This window comes from Williamsia sp. D3 (assembly GCF_000506245.1).
Lineage (GTDB): Bacteria > Actinomycetota > Actinomycetes > Mycobacteriales > Mycobacteriaceae > Williamsia > Williamsia muralis.
Window position 1 is genome coordinate 267383 of record NZ_AYTE01000047.1, and the last position, 17078, is coordinate 284460.

13 protein-coding genes, 1 tRNA gene and 1 pseudogene are annotated in these 17078 nt (G+C 65.3%); 9 read left to right on the forward strand and 6 right to left on the reverse strand.

Features of this window, described 5'->3' with window-relative positions:
- Positions 1 to 74 precede the first annotated feature (74 nt).
- The 5 genes from W823_RS54510 (at position 75) to W823_RS54530 (ending at position 4239) form a co-directional block, all read left to right on the forward strand.
- Positions 75 to 884 (forward strand): SDR family oxidoreductase, encoded by an 810-nt coding sequence (locus tag W823_RS54510; RefSeq protein WP_023962932.1) that lies wholly within the window; start codon positions 75 to 77, stop codon positions 882 to 884.
- Between the two features lie 63 nt (positions 885 to 947).
- A tRNA-Gln gene (locus tag W823_RS54515) sits at positions 948 to 1019 on the forward strand.
- Positions 1020 to 1403: 384 nt separating this feature from the next.
- Complete coding sequence (locus tag W823_RS54520; RefSeq protein ID WP_023962934.1) at positions 1404 to 1928, forward strand: hypothetical protein; 525 nt, start codon at positions 1404 to 1406, stop codon at positions 1926 to 1928.
- Between the two features lie 203 nt (positions 1929 to 2131).
- The gene (locus tag W823_RS56960; protein WP_023962936.1) at positions 2132 to 3436 is read left to right on the forward strand and encodes a serine/threonine-protein kinase; all 1305 of its coding nucleotides are present in this window, start codon (positions 2132 to 2134) and stop codon (positions 3434 to 3436) included.
- A 131-nt stretch (positions 3437 to 3567) separates the two neighbouring features.
- A complete protein-coding gene (locus W823_RS54530) occupies positions 3568 to 4239 on the forward strand; it encodes a TetR/AcrR family transcriptional regulator (RefSeq protein WP_023962938.1) in 672 nt (223 codons plus the stop codon).
- Between the two features lie 29 nt (positions 4240 to 4268).
- Here W823_RS54530 and W823_RS54535 read toward each other — a convergent pair whose 3' ends face one another.
- From W823_RS54535 to W823_RS54545, 3 genes are read right to left on the reverse strand one after another with little or no spacing between them, the layout of a single operon-like run.
- Complete coding sequence (locus W823_RS54535; protein WP_023962940.1) at positions 4269 to 5051, reverse strand: dioxygenase; 783 nt, start codon at positions 5049 to 5051, stop codon at positions 4269 to 4271.
- Positions 5052 to 5099: 48 nt separating this feature from the next.
- Positions 5100 to 5624, reverse strand: coding sequence for a GNAT family N-acetyltransferase (locus W823_RS54540; protein ID WP_023962942.1), 525 nt, complete (start codon positions 5622 to 5624; stop codon positions 5100 to 5102).
- Positions 5621 to 6514 (reverse strand): oxidoreductase, encoded by an 894-nt coding sequence (locus W823_RS54545; RefSeq protein ID WP_023962944.1) that lies wholly within the window; start codon positions 6512 to 6514, stop codon positions 5621 to 5623. Before W823_RS54545 ends, W823_RS54540 begins: the two co-directional genes overlap by 4 nt.
- A gap of 181 nt (positions 6515 to 6695) precedes the next feature.
- Between W823_RS54545 and mfd the strand changes: the two are divergent.
- Positions 6696 to 10288 (forward strand): annotated as a pseudogene (gene mfd, locus W823_RS54550) (transcription-repair coupling factor).
- Complete coding sequence (locus W823_RS54555; RefSeq protein ID WP_023962946.1) at positions 10285 to 10935, forward strand: MazG family protein; 651 nt, start codon at positions 10285 to 10287, stop codon at positions 10933 to 10935. Before mfd ends, W823_RS54555 begins: the two are co-directional and overlap by 4 nt.
- Before the next feature lie 67 nt (positions 10936 to 11002).
- Here W823_RS54555 and efeB read toward each other — a convergent pair whose 3' ends face one another.
- The 3 genes from efeB to efeU form a co-directional block, all read right to left on the reverse strand.
- Positions 11003 to 12349 carry an iron uptake transporter deferrochelatase/peroxidase subunit gene (gene efeB, locus W823_RS54560; protein WP_023962948.1) on the reverse strand — a complete coding sequence of 449 codons (1347 nt, stop codon included), beginning with the start codon at positions 12347 to 12349 and terminating at the stop codon, positions 11003 to 11005.
- Complete coding sequence (efeO, locus tag W823_RS54565) at positions 12349 to 13530, reverse strand: iron uptake system protein EfeO (protein WP_023962951.1); 1182 nt, start codon at positions 13528 to 13530, stop codon at positions 12349 to 12351. Before efeO ends, efeB begins: the two co-directional genes overlap by 1 nt.
- An 84-nt stretch (positions 13531 to 13614) precedes the next feature.
- Positions 13615 to 14508, reverse strand: a complete 894-nt coding sequence (gene efeU / locus W823_RS54570) for an iron uptake transporter permease EfeU (protein WP_023962952.1) — start codon at positions 14506 to 14508, stop codon at positions 13615 to 13617.
- 351 nt (positions 14509 to 14859) lie between these two features.
- Here efeU and W823_RS54575 point away from each other — a divergent pair, with 351 nt between their 5' ends.
- Together W823_RS54575 and eno are read left to right on the forward strand one after the other, a co-directional pair.
- Positions 14860 to 15549, forward strand: a complete 690-nt coding sequence (locus W823_RS54575; RefSeq protein ID WP_235189686.1) for a lytic transglycosylase domain-containing protein — start codon at positions 14860 to 14862, stop codon at positions 15547 to 15549.
- Between the two features lie 168 nt (positions 15550 to 15717).
- Complete coding sequence (gene eno, locus W823_RS54580) at positions 15718 to 17004, forward strand: phosphopyruvate hydratase (protein WP_023962957.1); 1287 nt, start codon at positions 15718 to 15720, stop codon at positions 17002 to 17004.
- The last annotated feature ends 74 nt before the right edge of the window (positions 17005 to 17078 follow it).

The following is a 17078-nucleotide window of genomic DNA, read 5'->3' on the forward strand; positions in this document are numbered from 1 at the left end:
GGAACGGCCCGATCCTACGCACCTTCGGAGGGGTCTTGATACAACTGGGTGAGTATCGACCGGGCAGCGCAGTGATGGTTCGGGCCGGCCGGGTAGACGAATCAGGTTTCTTCGACAAGGAGTTGTTTGTGAGCGAACAGAGAACGGCGATCGTGACCGGAGCGGCCCGCGGCATCGGCGCGGCGGTGGCCAAGCGTCTGGCCTCCGACGGCCTGGCGGTGGCGGTGCTGGACCTCGACGAGGGCAGTTGTGCCGACACCGTCAGGGCGATCACCGACGCCGGCGGCAAAGCCCTGGCCGTGGGCGCCGATGTCTCCGACGAGGACTCGGTGGCCGCCGCGGTCGAACGTGTCGCGAGCGAACTCGGTGCCCCGACCGTCCTGATCAACAACGCCGGCATCACCCGCGACAACCTGCTCTTCAAGATGCCCGTCTCGGACTGGGACGCGGTCATGAACGTGCACTTGCGCGGTGCTTTCCTGATGTCGCGTGCGGTGCAGCAGCACATGGTCGGCGCCAAATTCGGCCGGATCGTGAACCTCTCGAGCACCTCGGCCCAGGGCAACCGTGGCCAGGTCAACTACTCGGCCGCCAAGGCGGGCATGCAGGGGTTCACCAAGACCCTGGCCATCGAGTTGGGCAAGTTCGGCGTCACCGCCAATGCCATCGCCCCCGGGTTCATCGAGACCGAGATGACCGCGGCCACGGCCGAACGCGTCGGCGTTCCCTTCGAGGACTTCAAGAAGGCCGCTGCTTCGCAGATCCCGGTCGCGCGGACCGGTGTGCCCGATGACATCGCCCACACGGCCTCGTTCTTCGTCAGCGAAGGTGCCGGTTTCGTGTCCGGACAGGTGATCTACGTCGCAGGCGGCCCCAAGGACTGAGCTGTGCGCAGTCCGGACCTGTTGCGCTCGGGGTTCGGACGCGTGGCACAATCGTGAGCGCAATCCGCCATGGTGTAATCGGCAACACTCCTGATTTTGGTTCAGGCATTCTAGGTTCGAGTCCTGGTGGCGGAGCAATCTTTTGTAGCTCATCGAGTTCCTTTGATCTTCGCGATGGCACCGTGCGATATCCGTGCGCTACTGACTGCCCTTGTTGTCTCTGCAAAAGCGTTCTTGCGCGATGTAGCAACCGCTGCACTTCCAACGTTTTTTTTCGCCTACTACGAAACTTCTGATACTTTTCCGATCTGAAAACAGCGCTCAAACTGCTCGATGTGACTGAAATCACATTTTGCTTTGGACTGCAGTGCCAAAACCCCCTGACCATTGGTTTCCATTCAACCGATGTTGACCTAGAAGCGACCCTTGGCGGTTAGTAGCAGGCTTCTAGTGGACGTAGCGGGTTCGCCACTTGACACGTTCCGTTGGAAAGTCCGGGTGCGGTGCTACGATTGCGCCATGCCTGAAAGCAAGATCGACGAGATCGTCGCAGACCTACGCGCCTACGAGGCGTGGCTTGGTGTGGAGATGAAACGCGTCGGTCGAGCACTGAAGGCCCTCGCCGAGGATGACGTCGACAGCTCGGCCGCGCCGTCGACCAGCGCCATGTTGCTGGAGGTCTTCCAGAAGCACGGACCAACGCTGAGTATCTCGGAGGCGTATCACCTGGTGCGGCGCGCGGGGTGGTCTACAGATTCGAAGGACCCCATGAACGTGATTCGGGCGGCGATGGCCCGCATGGTGTCGACAGACGAACTTGTCCGCACGGACCAGCGGGGGAAGTATGCCCTGGCGAGTTACGCGGACGGTGGTTCGGACGCCGACGGTGACGACTTCGGGCTGCTGGGCGAGGATGATTCTGACCGTATGTACGACGCGCGACGTCTCGCGGAACCCGACGGGTGGGGTTCGGGCGGAGTCGTGACGATGCCGCAGCGCCTGCCATCCATCAACGACGAGGGGGACGACGAGCCACCATTCTGAGAGATCGAGTCTCGGAACTGCGCAAACTTGCCGGTTCAGCAGTCCCGAGACTCACGCGGACCAATCCGTGGCTATTAATTTGGGTCGCACCACGAGTGTATACACGTTGCGTGTTCGTGCAATGGATGTGTGCCTTCATCGGTGCGGCCGCCTCGATCAATGAAACCCTGGGTCTCCGAGGCGCCCGATGAAGGAACACAGACATGCGTTACACACTCTTGAAGCAGCTCGACAGCCGGTTCAACGGCTATGGCGTCATCTGGGAGGCCGAGTCCGAGAGCGGTCGGAAGGTCGCGATCAAGTTCATGAAGCCTGATCCCAACGACGCCGATCCGGCGACTACGGCGGCCCGCTTCCAGCGCGAGATTCGTTGCCAGACAACGCTGGCACACCCGAATCTCGTCAGCGTTCTCGATTCGAACACCTGCCCTGATCGTGGTCCGTGGTACGCGATGGAGTGGGCGGACCACTCGTTGCGGGATCTGTTGGTCGGCAACCCGACGGGGTTGCCGAAGGAACAGATCAGTCGGGTGTTCTCGCAGATCTTGCAGGGCATGGCGTACGCCCACCGTGAGGGTGTCTTGCACCGTGATCTCAAACCTGAGAACGTCCTGTTTTACAGGGGCCAGCCTCGTCTCGCTGACTTCGGTCTCGGTCTGCGCCTGACTAGTGAAAGCACGAGCCTCACTCAGTCCCATCTGGGCATGGGCACATGGGCCTACGTCGCGCCGGAGCAGATTTCAGATGCTCATTCCGTCGGTCCGACAGCTGATGTCTTCTCGTTGGGCCGCATGTTGTACGAACTCTTCACCGGCGAGCGGCCGTTCGCGCCCGACATCAGCAAGGTGCCGCCGGAGTTCCAGCACATCCTGCACAAGTGCCTCGCGAGGGATCCGGCAAGGCGATTCGAGGATGCGGGTGAACTGGCGGCTGCGTTCGATCAGGTGAACGCCGACTCGACCCTCTTGTCGCCGCCGGGCGTTCAGGCCAAGGAACTCATCGAGCTGGTTGTCGCCGGCGGCGGATCGTCGACCGTCAAGAAGCTCGCAGAGGTGTTCATGAAGAACCCCACGGACTCAAAGCTGTACCTGCAGTTCCTGGTGCCGTTGCCCGTGGCAGTGGTGAAAGCGCTCGCTCGGGACGCGCCGGCCGAGTTTAGACAAATTCTCGTCTACTTCGACGGCTTCGCGGCCGGCGACCACCCGTGGTCGTTCTGCGATAAGCTCGCCGACTTCATTAGGGCCGCCTTTCATGCAGTCGACGATCTGGCTACCCGAGAGCTCCTTCTCACCCGTCTGCTGATCCTCGGCGCGGAGCACAACCGGTTCTACGTCGGCGACGTGTTCGGCGAGGTCGTCGAGAAGGCCGTCCGTCTTCCGGGGTACGCGCAGGTCGTCGCCGACATCGTTCGCAAGAACCCGGAACATGTCGGTTTCGTGCGCGAAGGGTTGTTGAACTCGAGCATGCCCAAGATCGTGGTCGACGCCGTCGTGGGTCAGGCCGCGTAGCGGATCTCTCACCGCGGCTACGCGGGGCCGAGTGGCGACAACTCGACAGAACGACGATTCTCGGCGCGGGGCGCATACGGCCTATATTGTGGGCCACACGCAGGGTCGGCACGTGAATAGGAGGGACCGAGGTGACCGTCGACCGTCCCACCGCACACGACGAGAAGGTGCAACGCGCCCCGCGAGCCCGCATGACGGGAACGCAGCGGCGCCACCAGCTGATCGAGGTGGCCCGTGGGCTGTTCGCCGAGCGCGGTTTCGACTCGACCTCTGTCGAGGAGATCGCTCAGCGCGCAGGCGTCTCCAAACCTGTTGTGTATGAACATTTCGGCGGCAAAGAGGGTCTCTACGCCGTGGTGGTGGACCGCGAGATGGAAACCCTGTTGGGGATGATCACCTCCTCGCTCACCCAGAACCGGTCGAGGTTCCGGATCCAGCAGGTGGCCTTGGCCTTGCTGACCTATATGGAAGACCGCACCGAGGGATTCCGGATCCTGGTGCGCGGTACCCCCACAGCGGGCGAGACCGGTAAGTACTCGAGCTTGCTGACCGACGCCATCAGCCAGGTCGAGCACCTGCTGGCCAGTGATTTTCAGCGCCGCGACCGCGACCCGGCACTGGCGCCGCTGTACGCACAGGCCCTCGTGGGAATGGTGACCGTAACGGCCCAGTGGTGGCTCGACGTCCGTGAGCCGTCCAAGGAGGTGGTGGCCGCCCACCTGGTGAACCTCTGCTGGAACGGGTTGTCGCACTTGGAATCCGACCCACATCTCGTCGGTCCGGACTACACCGAGAAGGGGTAGCCCCCAGGCTGCTGTCGAGGACCGACTCGTCAGCTCAGCTGCAGGCTCCGTTTGCTCAGGCCCATCCAGAATCCGTCGATGATCTGCTGACCCTGCTGCTCCGGGTCGTCGCTCGCGCCCAGTGCCACGAACAGCGGCGACCAGTGCTCGACCGTCGGATGGGCGTACGGCATGCCCGGCGCCTCGGTCCGAAAACGCACCAGTGACTCCACGTCACCCGCGGCGAATCGTTCTGCGGCCCAACTGTCGTACTCCTTCGACCAGGTGGGTGCAGGGGCGTCGGGGCGTGGGTCGCGCAGGAACGGCAGCCCGTGTGTGGTGAACCCGGACCCGATGATGAGGACGCCCTGGTCGCGCAACGGGCGCAGTCGCCGGCCGAGGTCGAGCAACTTCTCGGGGTCGAGTGTCGGCAGCGACACCTGCAAGACCGGGATCTGCGCCTCCGGGTACATCACGGTCAGCGGCACATAGGCGCCGTGGTCGAGTCGGCGGTCGGTGTCGTGGTGGACTGCTTGTCCGTCGGGCATCAGCGCGGCGACCTGGCCGGCGAGGTCGACGGCCCCGGGTGCGTCGTAGCGTGCGCGATAGTAGTGCTCGGGGAAACCGCCGAAGTCGTAGGTCAGCGGCACGGTGGGATCGGTCGAACCGATGGTCAGCGGAGCGGACTCCCAGTGCGCCGAGACGATCAGGATCGCCGACGGCCTGGGCAGATCGCCGGACCACGCACGGAGTTCGCAGACCCACCGGGTGTCATTCACCAACGGCGGCGCACCGTGGCTGAGGAACAAGGCGGGCATGCGCGACACAGACATGACACTATCAACGCGGACCGCGGTCCGTTTAATCCCGGCGCTGGGTATTCAGGTAGGTGGATCGTCCGATTCGTTCACGTCCAGCTGCATCTGCACGCAATCGACCCACGCGCCGTGTTTGTAGCCGATCCGCCGCAACCTGCCGACGTCGTAGAAACCGGCCTTGGTGTGCAGTGCGATGGAGCCCGTACCGGGCACGTCGGCGATCACCGCGACGATCCGTCGGATCGATGTCGATCGCACCGCGTCGAGCAGCCCGTTCATCAACGCGGTTCCATAGCCCTTCCCGGTGTGGTCGGCGCTGAGATAGATGGTGTTCTCCACCGTCCAGGCGTACGCCTGTTTGACGCGATACTGCGCCACGTACGCGAACCCGACCACCGCGCCGGTCTCGTCCGAGGCGACGACAAACGGCATCCGCTGGGCGTTCAGATCCGCACGCTTGGCCTTCCAGTCGGCTGCGGACGGCGAGTCGTAGTCGAACGTGATCACCGTGTTCTCGACGTAGTGGCGGTAGATGTCGGCCACCGCAACACAATCCGGCGCGGTGGCCGGTCGGATCAACACACTCACAGACCGAACTCCGTGCCGGTCTCGCGCTCTGCGAACTCCCACAGCAGGCCGGCGGTCCGGAAGTCGCAGGCCTTCGGGGTGCGCCCGACCAGAACCGGATCGCCGCGCAGACCGAATCGACCGTCGGGTCCGACGTACGCCCCCGACGGCACATCGGGATTCATCGCGTACAGCGTGACCGCCGCGCCCTGTTCTGGCGTATTGGCGAGCACAGCGCCGGCGGCCTCGATCACCTTGTCCAGAGGTGCGATCCCGGTGACCCCGAGGATGCCGGTGGTGGCCCACCCCGGGTGAGCAATGGCAGTGGTGATCGTCGAACCAGCCTTGCGCAATCGACGATCGAGTTCGAGCGCCCACAACATGTCGGCCAATTTGGACTGGGAGTACGACGTGGGGCGTGTCCACGTGCGGCGCTCGAAATGTGGATCGTCCAGGTTGATCTCACCGGTCTTGTGCGACGTGGATCCGACGATCACGACACGCTCGGCGATCTGGGGCAGCAACAGGTTGGTGAGCGCGAACGGTCCGAGGAAGTTGGTTCCGAGCGCCATCTCGAACCCGTCGACGGTGGTCCGCCGCTCCGACGCCATCACGCCGGCATTGTTGACGAGGATGTCGAGCGGTCCGAGACCGTCAGCGCAGCGACGGACCGAGGACAGATCGGCGACATCGAGTTCGACGACCTCGGTGCGGGCGCCGCTGGTCTCGTCGGCGATCTGCTCGGCACGCTCCTTGCCGCGATCGAGATCGCGTACCGCCAGCACCACCTGGGCCCCGACACGCGCCAGTCCGCGCGCGGTTTCCCATCCAATGCCGTTCGTGGCACCGGTGACGACAACACGCTTGCCGTCCATACGTGGCAGGTTGGCCACCGACCAGCGGGTTTTCATGCGGCCTAGCGTAACTGCCCGGTCTCCGGCGACGAAGGTGTTGCCCGGGTTTCGTTCCGGTCCACGACGGTCCCGGCCCGGCGGCCCTTGTTCGCACCCGTAAACTGTTCGTGTGACTGGGCCCTCTGCTGCATTTTTCACGGGACAGCTGTCGGGTTTGGCGCAGATCGCGGCGTCGGACGTGGCCCTGACCGGAGTGGTGGCCCAGCTGGGAGCCCCGGAATTGGAGCTGGTGGGCCCACCCGCCGCCCGGCCGTTCCTGATCTCGGCCATGGCCGCGGCCTCCCCGGATCCCGTGCTCGTCGTCGCGGCGACCGGACGCGAAGCCGATGAGCTCACGGCCCAGCTCCGCGACATGATCGGCAAGAGGGTCAGCAACTTCCCGTCGTGGGAGACGCTGCCGCACGAGCGGTTGTCGCCGTCGGCGGACACGGTCGGTCAGCGGCTGCGAGTGCTGCATCGCCTCCGGCATCCCGAGGACAGCAGCTACGGCCCACCGCTGAGCGTGGTGGTCACCACCGTGCGTTCGCTGGTGCAACCGATGGCCCCGGGACTCGGCGACCTCGACGCGATCACCCTGCGTGAGGGAGCGGAGGTCGACTTCGATGCATTGATCGAGAAACTGGTCGAACTCGCCTACGCCCGTGTCGACATGGTCGGCAAACGAGGCGAGTTCGCGGTGCGCGGCGGCATCCTGGACGTGTTCCCGACCACCACCGATTACCCGGTGCGCGTGGAGTTCTGGGGCGACGAGATCACCGAGCAGCGTGCCTTTTCGGTTGCCGACCAGCGCAGTCAGCCCGAGGTGGACATGAAGCTCGTCCACATCCATCCGTGCCGGGAACTGCTGCTGACCACCGGGGTCCGGACTCGTGCGGCAGAGCTGGCAGGCGAGATAGCCGGGACCGGCAACGATGTCGAGCGTAGTTCGACCGGTCCGCTGGTGGAGATGCTCACCAAGCTCTCCGACGGGATCGCGACCGAGGGCATGGAAGCGCTGATCCCCGCACTTGTCCCAGGGCAGATGCAATTGCTCACCGAGGTGATGCCGGCGGGCACGCACGTGCTGGTCCTGGATCCCGAGAAGGTTCGTACCCGCGCCTCCGATCTCGCCCGCACCGGCGCCGAGTTCCTCGAGGCGTCGTGGACTGCTGCCGGTGGCGGGGCCGACGCCCCGATCGACCTGGGAGGCATCCTGCACCTGGAGGCCAGCGCATACCGGTCACTCGGTGAGGTCCACACGCAAACCGTCGAGGCCGAACGGCCGTGGTGGACGTTGAGTCCGATGGGAATGGGCACCGAACTCGCGGTCACGCCCGGGCCCGCACCCCGCGGAGACCGCGACGAACTCACCAAACCTTTGCCTCCCTGCGTCTTCACATCGGCGCAGGTAATCGCGCCGCTGTGGTCGCGGCCGGCGCCGGAACAGCCGAGCGCCTGGTGGAACGACTGGGCGAGGCCGAGGTGGCGGCACGGCTGGCCGAACCCGGCTCCGTTCCCGAGCCCGGCGTGGTGTCGGTGCTGCGAGGCGCGCTCACCTCGGGACTTGTGCTGCCCGATGCGGGCCTGGTGGTCGCCACCGAAGCCGACCTCACCGGTGCGCGGGTGACCGGCGCCCAGGACGGGCGACGACTTCCGGCCAAGCGCCGCAACCAGGTCGACCCACTGGCATTGAATGCCGGCGACATGGTGGTGCACGATCAGCACGGCATCGGCAAGTTCGTCGAGATGATCGAGCGAACGATCGGCGGCGCGCGCCGCGAATACCTGGTCATCGAATACGCACCGAGCAAGCGTGGTCATCCCGGCGACCGACTGTTCGTTCCGATGGACTCGCTCGATCAGCTGTCGCGGTACGTCGGCGGTGAGGCGCCCTCGCTCTCGAAGCTCGGTGGGTCGGACTGGCAGAACACCAAACGCAAGGCGCGCAAGGCTGTTCGGGAGATCGCCGGCGAACTGGTGCAGCTGTACGCCGCCCGGCACGCCGCGCCCGGATACGCTTTTGCACCCGACACCCCGTGGCAGCGGGAGATGGAAGACGCCTTCGGCTTCACCGAGACCATCGATCAGCTCACCGTGATCGGCGAGGTCAAAGGCGACATGGAGCGGCCCGTCCCGATGGACCGTGTGGTGGTCGGTGATGTGGGCTACGGCAAGACCGAGATCGCCGTCCGCGCGGCCTTCAAAGCCGTGCAGAGTGGCAAGCAGGTTGCGGTGCTGGTGCCCACAACCATTCTCGCGCAACAACATCTGCAGACGTTCACCGAACGCATGTCGGGGTTCCCGGTCACTGTGGCCGGCTTGTCACGTTTCACCGACACCCGCGAATCACGCAAGGTCACCGACGGTCTGGCCGATGGCAGCATCGACATCGTGGTCGGCACCCACCGATTGCTTGCCTCCGGTGTGCGGTGGAAGGACCTCGGCCTGGTCGTGGTCGACGAAGAACAGCGCTTCGGCGTCGAGCACAAGGAACACATCAAGGCGCTGCGTACCCACGTGGACGTGCTGACCATGTCGGCCACGCCGATTCCGCGAACGCTGGAGATGTCGATGGCCGGCATTCGCGAGATGTCGACCATCCTGACCCCGCCCGAGGAACGGCACCCGGTTCTCACGTATGTCGGTGCCTATCAAGCGAAGCAGGTTGCGGCCGCGATCCGGCGTGAGTTGCTGCGTGATGGTCAGGTGTTCTACGTGCACAACCGGGTGAGCACCATCGACAAGACCGCGGCGTCCATCAAGGAGATGGTGCCCGAGGCCAGGGTCGTGGTGGCACACGGCCAGATGGGCGAGGACCTTCTCGAGCGCACGGTCACGGGTTTCTGGGACCGCGAATACGACGTCCTGGTGTGTACCACCATCATCGAGACCGGTCTCGACATCTCGAACGCCAACACCCTCATCGTCGACCGCGCGGAAGTGCTCGGACTGTCGCAGCTGCACCAGTTGCGCGGCCGCGTCGGTCGCAGCCGCGAACGCGGTTACGCGTACTTCCTGTACAACGGCGACAAGCCGCTCACCGAGACCGCCTACGAGCGGTTGTCGACGATCGCGCAGAACAACGAATTGGGCGCCGGCATGGCCGTCGCCCTCAAGGACCTCGAATTGCGTGGCGCCGGAAACGTTTTGGGTGCCGAACAGTCAGGCCACGTCGCGGGGGTCGGGTTCGACCTCTACGTGCGACTCGTCGGCGAGGCGGTGGAGGCCTACCGGGCGGCAGCGGACGGCCGACCGATCGCGACCGAGGAAGACCGCGAGGTGCGGATCGATCTGCCGGTGGATGCCCACATCCCGGTCGATTACGTCGATTCGGACCGGTTGCGCCTGGAGGCATACCGCAAGTTCGCCGCCGCGGACTCGGCCGAGGAGATCGGCGGGGTGGTGGACGAACTGGTCGACCGTTACGGTCCGCTACCCGAAGAGGTCGCACGGCTGGTGTCGGTGGCCAAGTTGCGGATGCTGGCGCGCGAACTCGGGGTCAAAGAGGTGGGTGTGGCCGGCAGCCAGATCAAGATCGCGCCGCTCAAACTCATGGATTCCCAACAGGTCCGGCTCAAGCGGATCTACCCGAGCGTGGTCTATCGCGCGACCACCGGCGTGGTCGGCCTGCCCATCCCACGTACCGGCGGCATCGGCAGCGACCGGGTCCGCGACGTCGAGTTGGTGCAGGTGGTCGCAGACCTCCTGCTGGTTGTCGACGGTCGCACCCCGGGCTCGGTCAACATGCGTGCGGCCGTTCCTTCGGCGGCCGGCACGGCAGGTGGCACGTGACCGAACGGCCCAGCGGCTGGGAACTTCTCGCGGCCGTCGAGCTGATGGACCGACTGCGTCGCGACGGCCCGTGGGAGCGGGAGCAGACGCATGAGTCGCTGCGCCGGTACCTCGTCGAAGAGACCTACGAACTGCTCGACGCCATCGATTCCGGCGACCGCGACCACCTTCTCGAGGAATTGGGCGACATCCTGCTGCAGGTGCTCTTCCACGCCCGGATCGCGGCCGACCGGTCCGGTGACCCCTTCGACATCGATGATGTGGCACGAGCTTTCACCACGAAGATCTCGGCTCGCACCCAGGGTGTGCTCAGCGGGAACGACATCGACCTGCAGACCCAACTCGAGGAATGGGAGACCCGGAAGGCGGCGGAGAAGGCCAGGGGATCGGTACTCGACGGCATCGCCACCGGTCAGCCGGCCCTGGCGCTGGCGCAGAAGGTACTCGAACGCCTTGCCGCTGCCGGTTTTCCGGACGACCTCGTTCCCGACGCAGTACGTTCTGTCCGGGTGGTTGCCGACGGGCCGAGTGTCGAGGACGCCCTGCGCGCAGCGGTTCTGCAGTTCATGGCCGACATCCGCATTGCCGAGGCCGCAGGGCCCGGGCCGAGAACACCGGAGTTCTGGCGCACCAACCTCCCCCGATGATGTGCCCTTATGGCGAGCATTCCTGCAGGTGGCGTCCGCCAAAACCGCACAACATCGGAGGGCTGGGCTATTCGAAGAGGCTCTGACCCCAGTATTCGCCCTCGTTGACCCCGGGTGGGCAGGCGAACACTGCACTGCCGGTGTGCATCAGATACTCCATCATCGCGTCCTTGGTGGAGAGTGCACGCTGCATGGGGACGAACTGCTTGTGCGCGTCGCGGCAATAGGCGATGAAGAACAGACCGGCGTCGAGGTGTCCGAAGCCGTCTGAACCGTCGGTGAAGTTGTAGCCGCGGCGCAGGATCCGCACGCCGTTCAGGTTGTTCGGATGTGCCAGGCGCACATGGGCATTGCGAGCGATGAGCGGGCCGGTGCCGTCACCGATCGCGAAGTCCGGTTCGTCGAATTCGTCTACCTTGCCCAGAGGGGCGCCGTTGCCTTTGAAGCGGCCGACGATCTGTTCCTGTTCCAGGAGCATCGCCCGGTCCCACGGTTCGATGTCCATCCGGATACGCCGGGCCACCAGGTACGACCCGCCGGTCATCCACTGTGCGCCGGCGGGGTTGTCGCCCTCGGCCACCCAGACGTGCTCGTCGAGGGCCTTGGTGTCGGTGGCCTTGATGTTGGCCGTTCCGTCCTTGAAGCCGAACATGTTCCGCGGTGTCGCCTGCGATGTGGTGGTCGACGACGTGCGACCGAACCCGAGCTGCGACCACCGCACGCTCACCACGCCGAACCCCATCCTCGCCAGGTTCCGGATTGCGTGTACCGCCACCTGCGGATCGTTCGAGCAGGCCTGAACGGCGATGTCGCCGAAGCTGCGAGTGCGCTCGATGGCGTCGGCGACAAAGGGTGGGAGGTCGACCAGCGCAGCGGGTTTGCGGTCGGCGATGCCGAAGCGGTCCACCCCGGCGGGATTGGACGCGCTCGGCCCGAACAGGCCGGGCCCGAAGCCGATGGTGAGCGTCAACGATGCAGCGGACAGGCCGATGGCCTCGCCGGTGTCGGCGGGGGGCGTGTAGTCGCCCATGTCGAGAGCACCGCCTTCGACGGTGTCGAGACCGCGGGTCATCCGCTCGGCCGCGGCGGTCCAGCGTCGCAGCATGTCCACCAGCTCTTCTCGGGAGTCGGTGATCACGTCGAACGAGGCGAAGTGCAGGCGGTCCTGGGCCGCGGTGATGATCCCCGCCTGACGTTCGCCGTAGAACGGGACGACGTGGGCGTTGGCGTCGGCCTGCGATTCGGCTGCGGTTGACCGTCCGACCGCAGCGCCGCCGACGGCCGCAGCTGCGACCGCACCCACGCCGGCAGCACCCAGCACCACCCGGCGGGTCACGCCGGAATGATGTCGGGGCTGCTCGGACGGGGTGTCGGCCGGCTTGTCGGCGGCCCGCTTGTCGTCGGGTCCGTCCACTACTGACCCATCACGAGCCCCGGAACCAGGCTCAGGCTCTGCGACAGCGCATCGATCTGGTCGGAGAACGCCTTGCGCGCCTCTTCGGGCACCTGGTCGTACGACTTGTATCCGTCACCTTCGCGGTACTGCTCGACGGACTGCCGGACGGTGGCGAACTGTGCCGTGATCTTGTCCATCAGTTCGGGATTCTTGGCGGCGATGATGGGCTGCATCGCAGCGATCAGCGTCTCGGAACCATCGACGTTGGCTGCGAAATCCCAGAGGTCGGTATGGCTGTAACGATCTTCCTCGCCCCCGACCTTCGTGGCCGCGACCTCATCGATGAGCGCCTGCGGACCCTTGACGAAAGAGCCTGTCTCGAAGGTGAAGTCGGGCTTGTCGACCTCGGTCTTGAGTTCGTTCACGTTGGCCAGCAGTTCGTCCGCGGCCTTGTCTGCCTCGGTTTTGTTGTCTGTCTTCTGGGCGTTGTCGAAGTCGGCCTGGGTCACATCACCGGGGTTCTCGCCCACATCGGACTGCTGCGGCGGCCACAGGAAACGCTCGAGACGGTGGAAACCGGTGAACGGCTGGGCGCCGTCTTCGGTGTCATCCCACCGCATGTCGATTGCGGGGTCGAGGTCGGGGAACGACTCGGCAACCGGCTCGATCCGCTCGAAAAATGTGCGGGTGAGGCCGAACTGCGCCTTCGCGGCCTCCAGGTCACCGGACTTCACGGCCTCGACGAAGGTGGCGGTCTGCGCGGCGAACCCGTTGACCTGCCCGCGCACGTAGTCGAGGTAGCTGGCCTTGGCCTGTTCGACGTCGGCCGGGGCCTTGGCTTTTTCCTTCGTCTCCCCGGTGACCTCGAGTTGCTTGCGGATACCGGTGCCCACCATGCCCGGTTTGCATGCCGTCTCGTACGTGCCGGGTTCGACGATCTCGACCGTCAGCTTTCCGGTCAGACCGGGACCGATGTTCTCGACCTCGCCGAGCACCCGATTGTTGTTGCCGTACACGTAGAACTCGGTGATCTTGTTGCCGTTGTTCGTCACGTTGAACGACACGTCGCCGGTCTGGGCGTCGGTGGCCGCGAGGTCGCAGCTCTCATCGGTGGAGGTCACCGCGATGTCACCTTCGGACGGCTCCGATTTGTCGGTGCATGCCGCGAGGAACACGGGGCCGGCGACAGCCGCGCACATGAGTGCAACGACTTTCGTGGCTCGGGTGGGATTCTTCAAGGGGGTGCTGCCTTTCTTGGGTGGCGCGAGGAGGCCGGGCGTCGATCAGACGGTGGCCGAGGTGGGGGTCGGTGCCGGGGGAGTGGCGGGATTCTTGCGCCTTGTCGGCCACAGGAACGCGGTCATGACGATGACGAGGTAGGCCGCCCAGCCGACCACCTGGAGCACGGTGGGATCGGGCCGGAAGTTGAAGATGCCGGCCAGAACCGTGCCGTACCAGGACGTCTGGTCGTAGTGGTCGGTGATGTCGAAGGCGATGTTCGACAATCCCGGGATCCAGTTGACGGTCTGCAGTGCTCGGATCGCGTAGGCGAGCATCCCGGCGGCCACGAACACCAGGAACGCGCCGGTGTAGGTGAAGAACTTCTGGAAGTTGATCCGGACGGTGCCCTGGTACAGGAGGACGGTCAGCGCCACCGCCCCGACCACGCCGATGATCAGACCGATCAGTGGCCAGTTGCTTCCCGATGTGTTCTCCGCGTACCCGACCATCAAAAGGGCGGTCTCGACGCCCTCGCGACCGACGGCCAGGAACGACAGCAGGACAACCGCGCCGGCCCCCACTTCGAGGGCCCGGGTCATCGACTGCCTGAGTTCACCGGAGATTGACGCCGCGGCCTTCTTCATCCACAGCACCATGAACGTCACGATGACCACTGCGGCCAGTGACGTCACTCCCGCGATCGCTTCAGCGGTGAGTCCGGTGAGGGTGGAGGTGCCGTAGTGGATGGCCGCGAAGATGATCAGCACCATGGCGACCGCGGCGCCCACCCCGAGCCACACCCATTTCAGGGCGTCGCGGCGGTCGGACTTCACGAGGAATGCGACGAGGATCATCACGACGATCCCGGCTTCGAGGCCCTCACGAAGACCGATCAGCCCACTGCCGAACAGCTGTGTTCCCACCGATGGTGCCGAGCCGGTGTCAGCCAGGTTCACGGTGCGGACTCCTCGTGCGTCAGATTAGGGTCGCGTTGCCTAATTCGGCGATCGTACAGCCAGATTGCAGGAACTCCGAGTGGCTCCCGAGAGTTGGTTGGCTGGGTGTGCACGCGCGTTACCTGCGAATACGGACATATCGGGCATAGTGGCCGGGGCGGGTGCCGGGGCACCGGCGATTCGTTGCCCTGTCGCCGGAGATGTGTCGGGCACAGTGGGTGTGTGACCGGTGAGCGGTTGACGAAGACGGAAGTGAGGATGACGGTGGTGCCTTCGCGACGGCGAGGTTTCCGAATCGGGGTGCGGTCGACCGCCGGACGGACAGTGGCTGTCACGGCCATCGCCTCGGCGATGTTCCTGACCGCGGGCTGCCTCGATCTGCCGTCGAAATCGAAGGTCGCCATCCCGGAGGGCATCCCGCCCAATCCGGGTGCGCCCGTTCCCTACATCGACATCAACACCCCCGGACGCACGGCAGAACTGCTGCGCGACTGGGCGACTCCCATCTCAGAACAGACCCGGATCCCGTTGGTGGCACTGGAGGCGTACGGCAATGCCGCGGAGATCCAGCGCCAGCAACACCCCGAGTGCGGCATCACCTGGACCACTCTCGCCGGGATCGCCGGGGTCGAGAGCAAACACGGGCGCTACCGCGGAGCCGACATCGCGGCGAACGGAGACGTGTCCCCGGAGATCCGTGGTGTTCCGCTCGACGGGACGCAGGGCAACGCGACCATCAATGACACCGACGGCGGCGTGCTCGACGGCGACGACCAGCTCGACCGCGCGATGGGGCCTTTCCAGTTCATCCCCACCACGTGGGAACGCTTCGGCGTCGACGCCAACGGTGACGGGCGTGCCGACATGGACAACATCGACGACGCAGCGCTGTCTGCGGCGCGCTACCTCTGCGTGTCCGGCGGCGACATGACCACTCCCGAGGGTTGGGAGAACGCGGTCAAGGTCTACAACAACTCGATGCAGTACGTACTGGATGTCCGCGACCACGCCAACGCCTATTCGGTCAACGTCGCCTACTGATTCCCCCCGTCTCGAATTCGCGCCGTCTCGATTTCCCACCCTCCCGGTCGGTGAGTCAAGTCGGTATGGCGAGGGGTTGGGCACTAGTCTTTGTAGCGATACTCGCCGCACCCGCGATGGTGCGTGCGCTGAACGTGGAGTGACATCCCAACTCGAAGGAGATATGCCGTGGCCAGCATCGATCAGGTCGGAGCGCGCGAGATTCTCGACTCGCGGGGCAATCCCACAGTCGAGGTGGAGGTGGTACTGGACGACGGCACCTTCACCCGCGCTGCGGTGCCTTCCGGCGCATCGACCGGTGAGCACGAGGCAGTCGAGCTGCGCGACGGCGGCGACCGCTACGGCGGCAAGGGTGTCACCAAGGCGGTCGAGGCCGTCCTCGGGGAGATCGCTCCCGCTGTGATCGGCATCGAGGCAGACGATCAGCGTCTCGTCGACCAAGCACTGCTGGACCTGGACGGCACGCCGGACAAGTCGCGACTGGGCGCCAACGCGTTGCTCGGAGTGTCGCTTGCCGTGGCCAAGGGCGCCGCCGAGTCTGCCGGTCTGCCGCTGTTCCGCTACCTCGGCGGACCGAACGCCCACATCCTCCCCGTGCCGATGATGAACATCCTCAACGGCGGCGCACACGCCGACACCGGCGTCGACGTCCAGGAATTCATGGTCGCGCCGATCGGTGCAGCGACGTTCAAGGAGTCACTGCGCTGGGGCGCCGAGGTGTACCACTCCCTCAAGTCCGTGCTCAAGGCCAAGGGTCTTGCCACCGGGCTGGGCGACGAGGGCGGCTTCGCCCCCGACGTGGCCGGTACCCGCGCAGCTCTGGAACTCATCAGCGAGGCCATCGGCAAGACGGGTCTCAAGCTCGGCACCGATGTGGCCCTGGCCCTGGACGTGGCGGCCACCGAGTTCCACACCGAGGGAACGGGTTACGCCTTCGAGGGCAAGACCCACACTGCTGCCGAGATGGCCGACTTCTATGCGGCACTGATCACCGAGTTCCCGATGGTCTCCATCGAGGACCCCCTGTCCGAGGATGACTGGGACGGCTGGGTCGCCCTCACCGAATCGATCGGCGACAGGATCCAGTTGGTCGGCGACGACCTCTTCGTCACCAACCCCGAGCGCCTCGAAGACGGCATCAACCGCGGTGCGGCCAACGCGCTGCTGGTGAAGGTGAACCAGATCGGCACCCTGACCGAGACCCTCGACGCTGTCGCGCTGGCACACAACAACGGCTACAAGTCGATGATGAGCCACCGTTCCGGCGAGACCGAAGACACCACCATCGCCGATCTGGCAGTGGCGTGCAGCTGTGGCCAGATCAAGACCGGCGCACCCGCCCGCAGCGAGCGCGTCGCGAAATACAACCAGCTGCTCCGCATCGAAGAAGGCCTCGGCGACGCCGCCCGGTACGCCGGTGACCTCGCCTTCCCGCGGTTCTCCTTCGAAGGCTGATCGGTACCGAACGGGTTGATGGATCGATGATGATGGCCGAGAGACGAAACCGGAGGCGAGGCGGCTCCGATGCG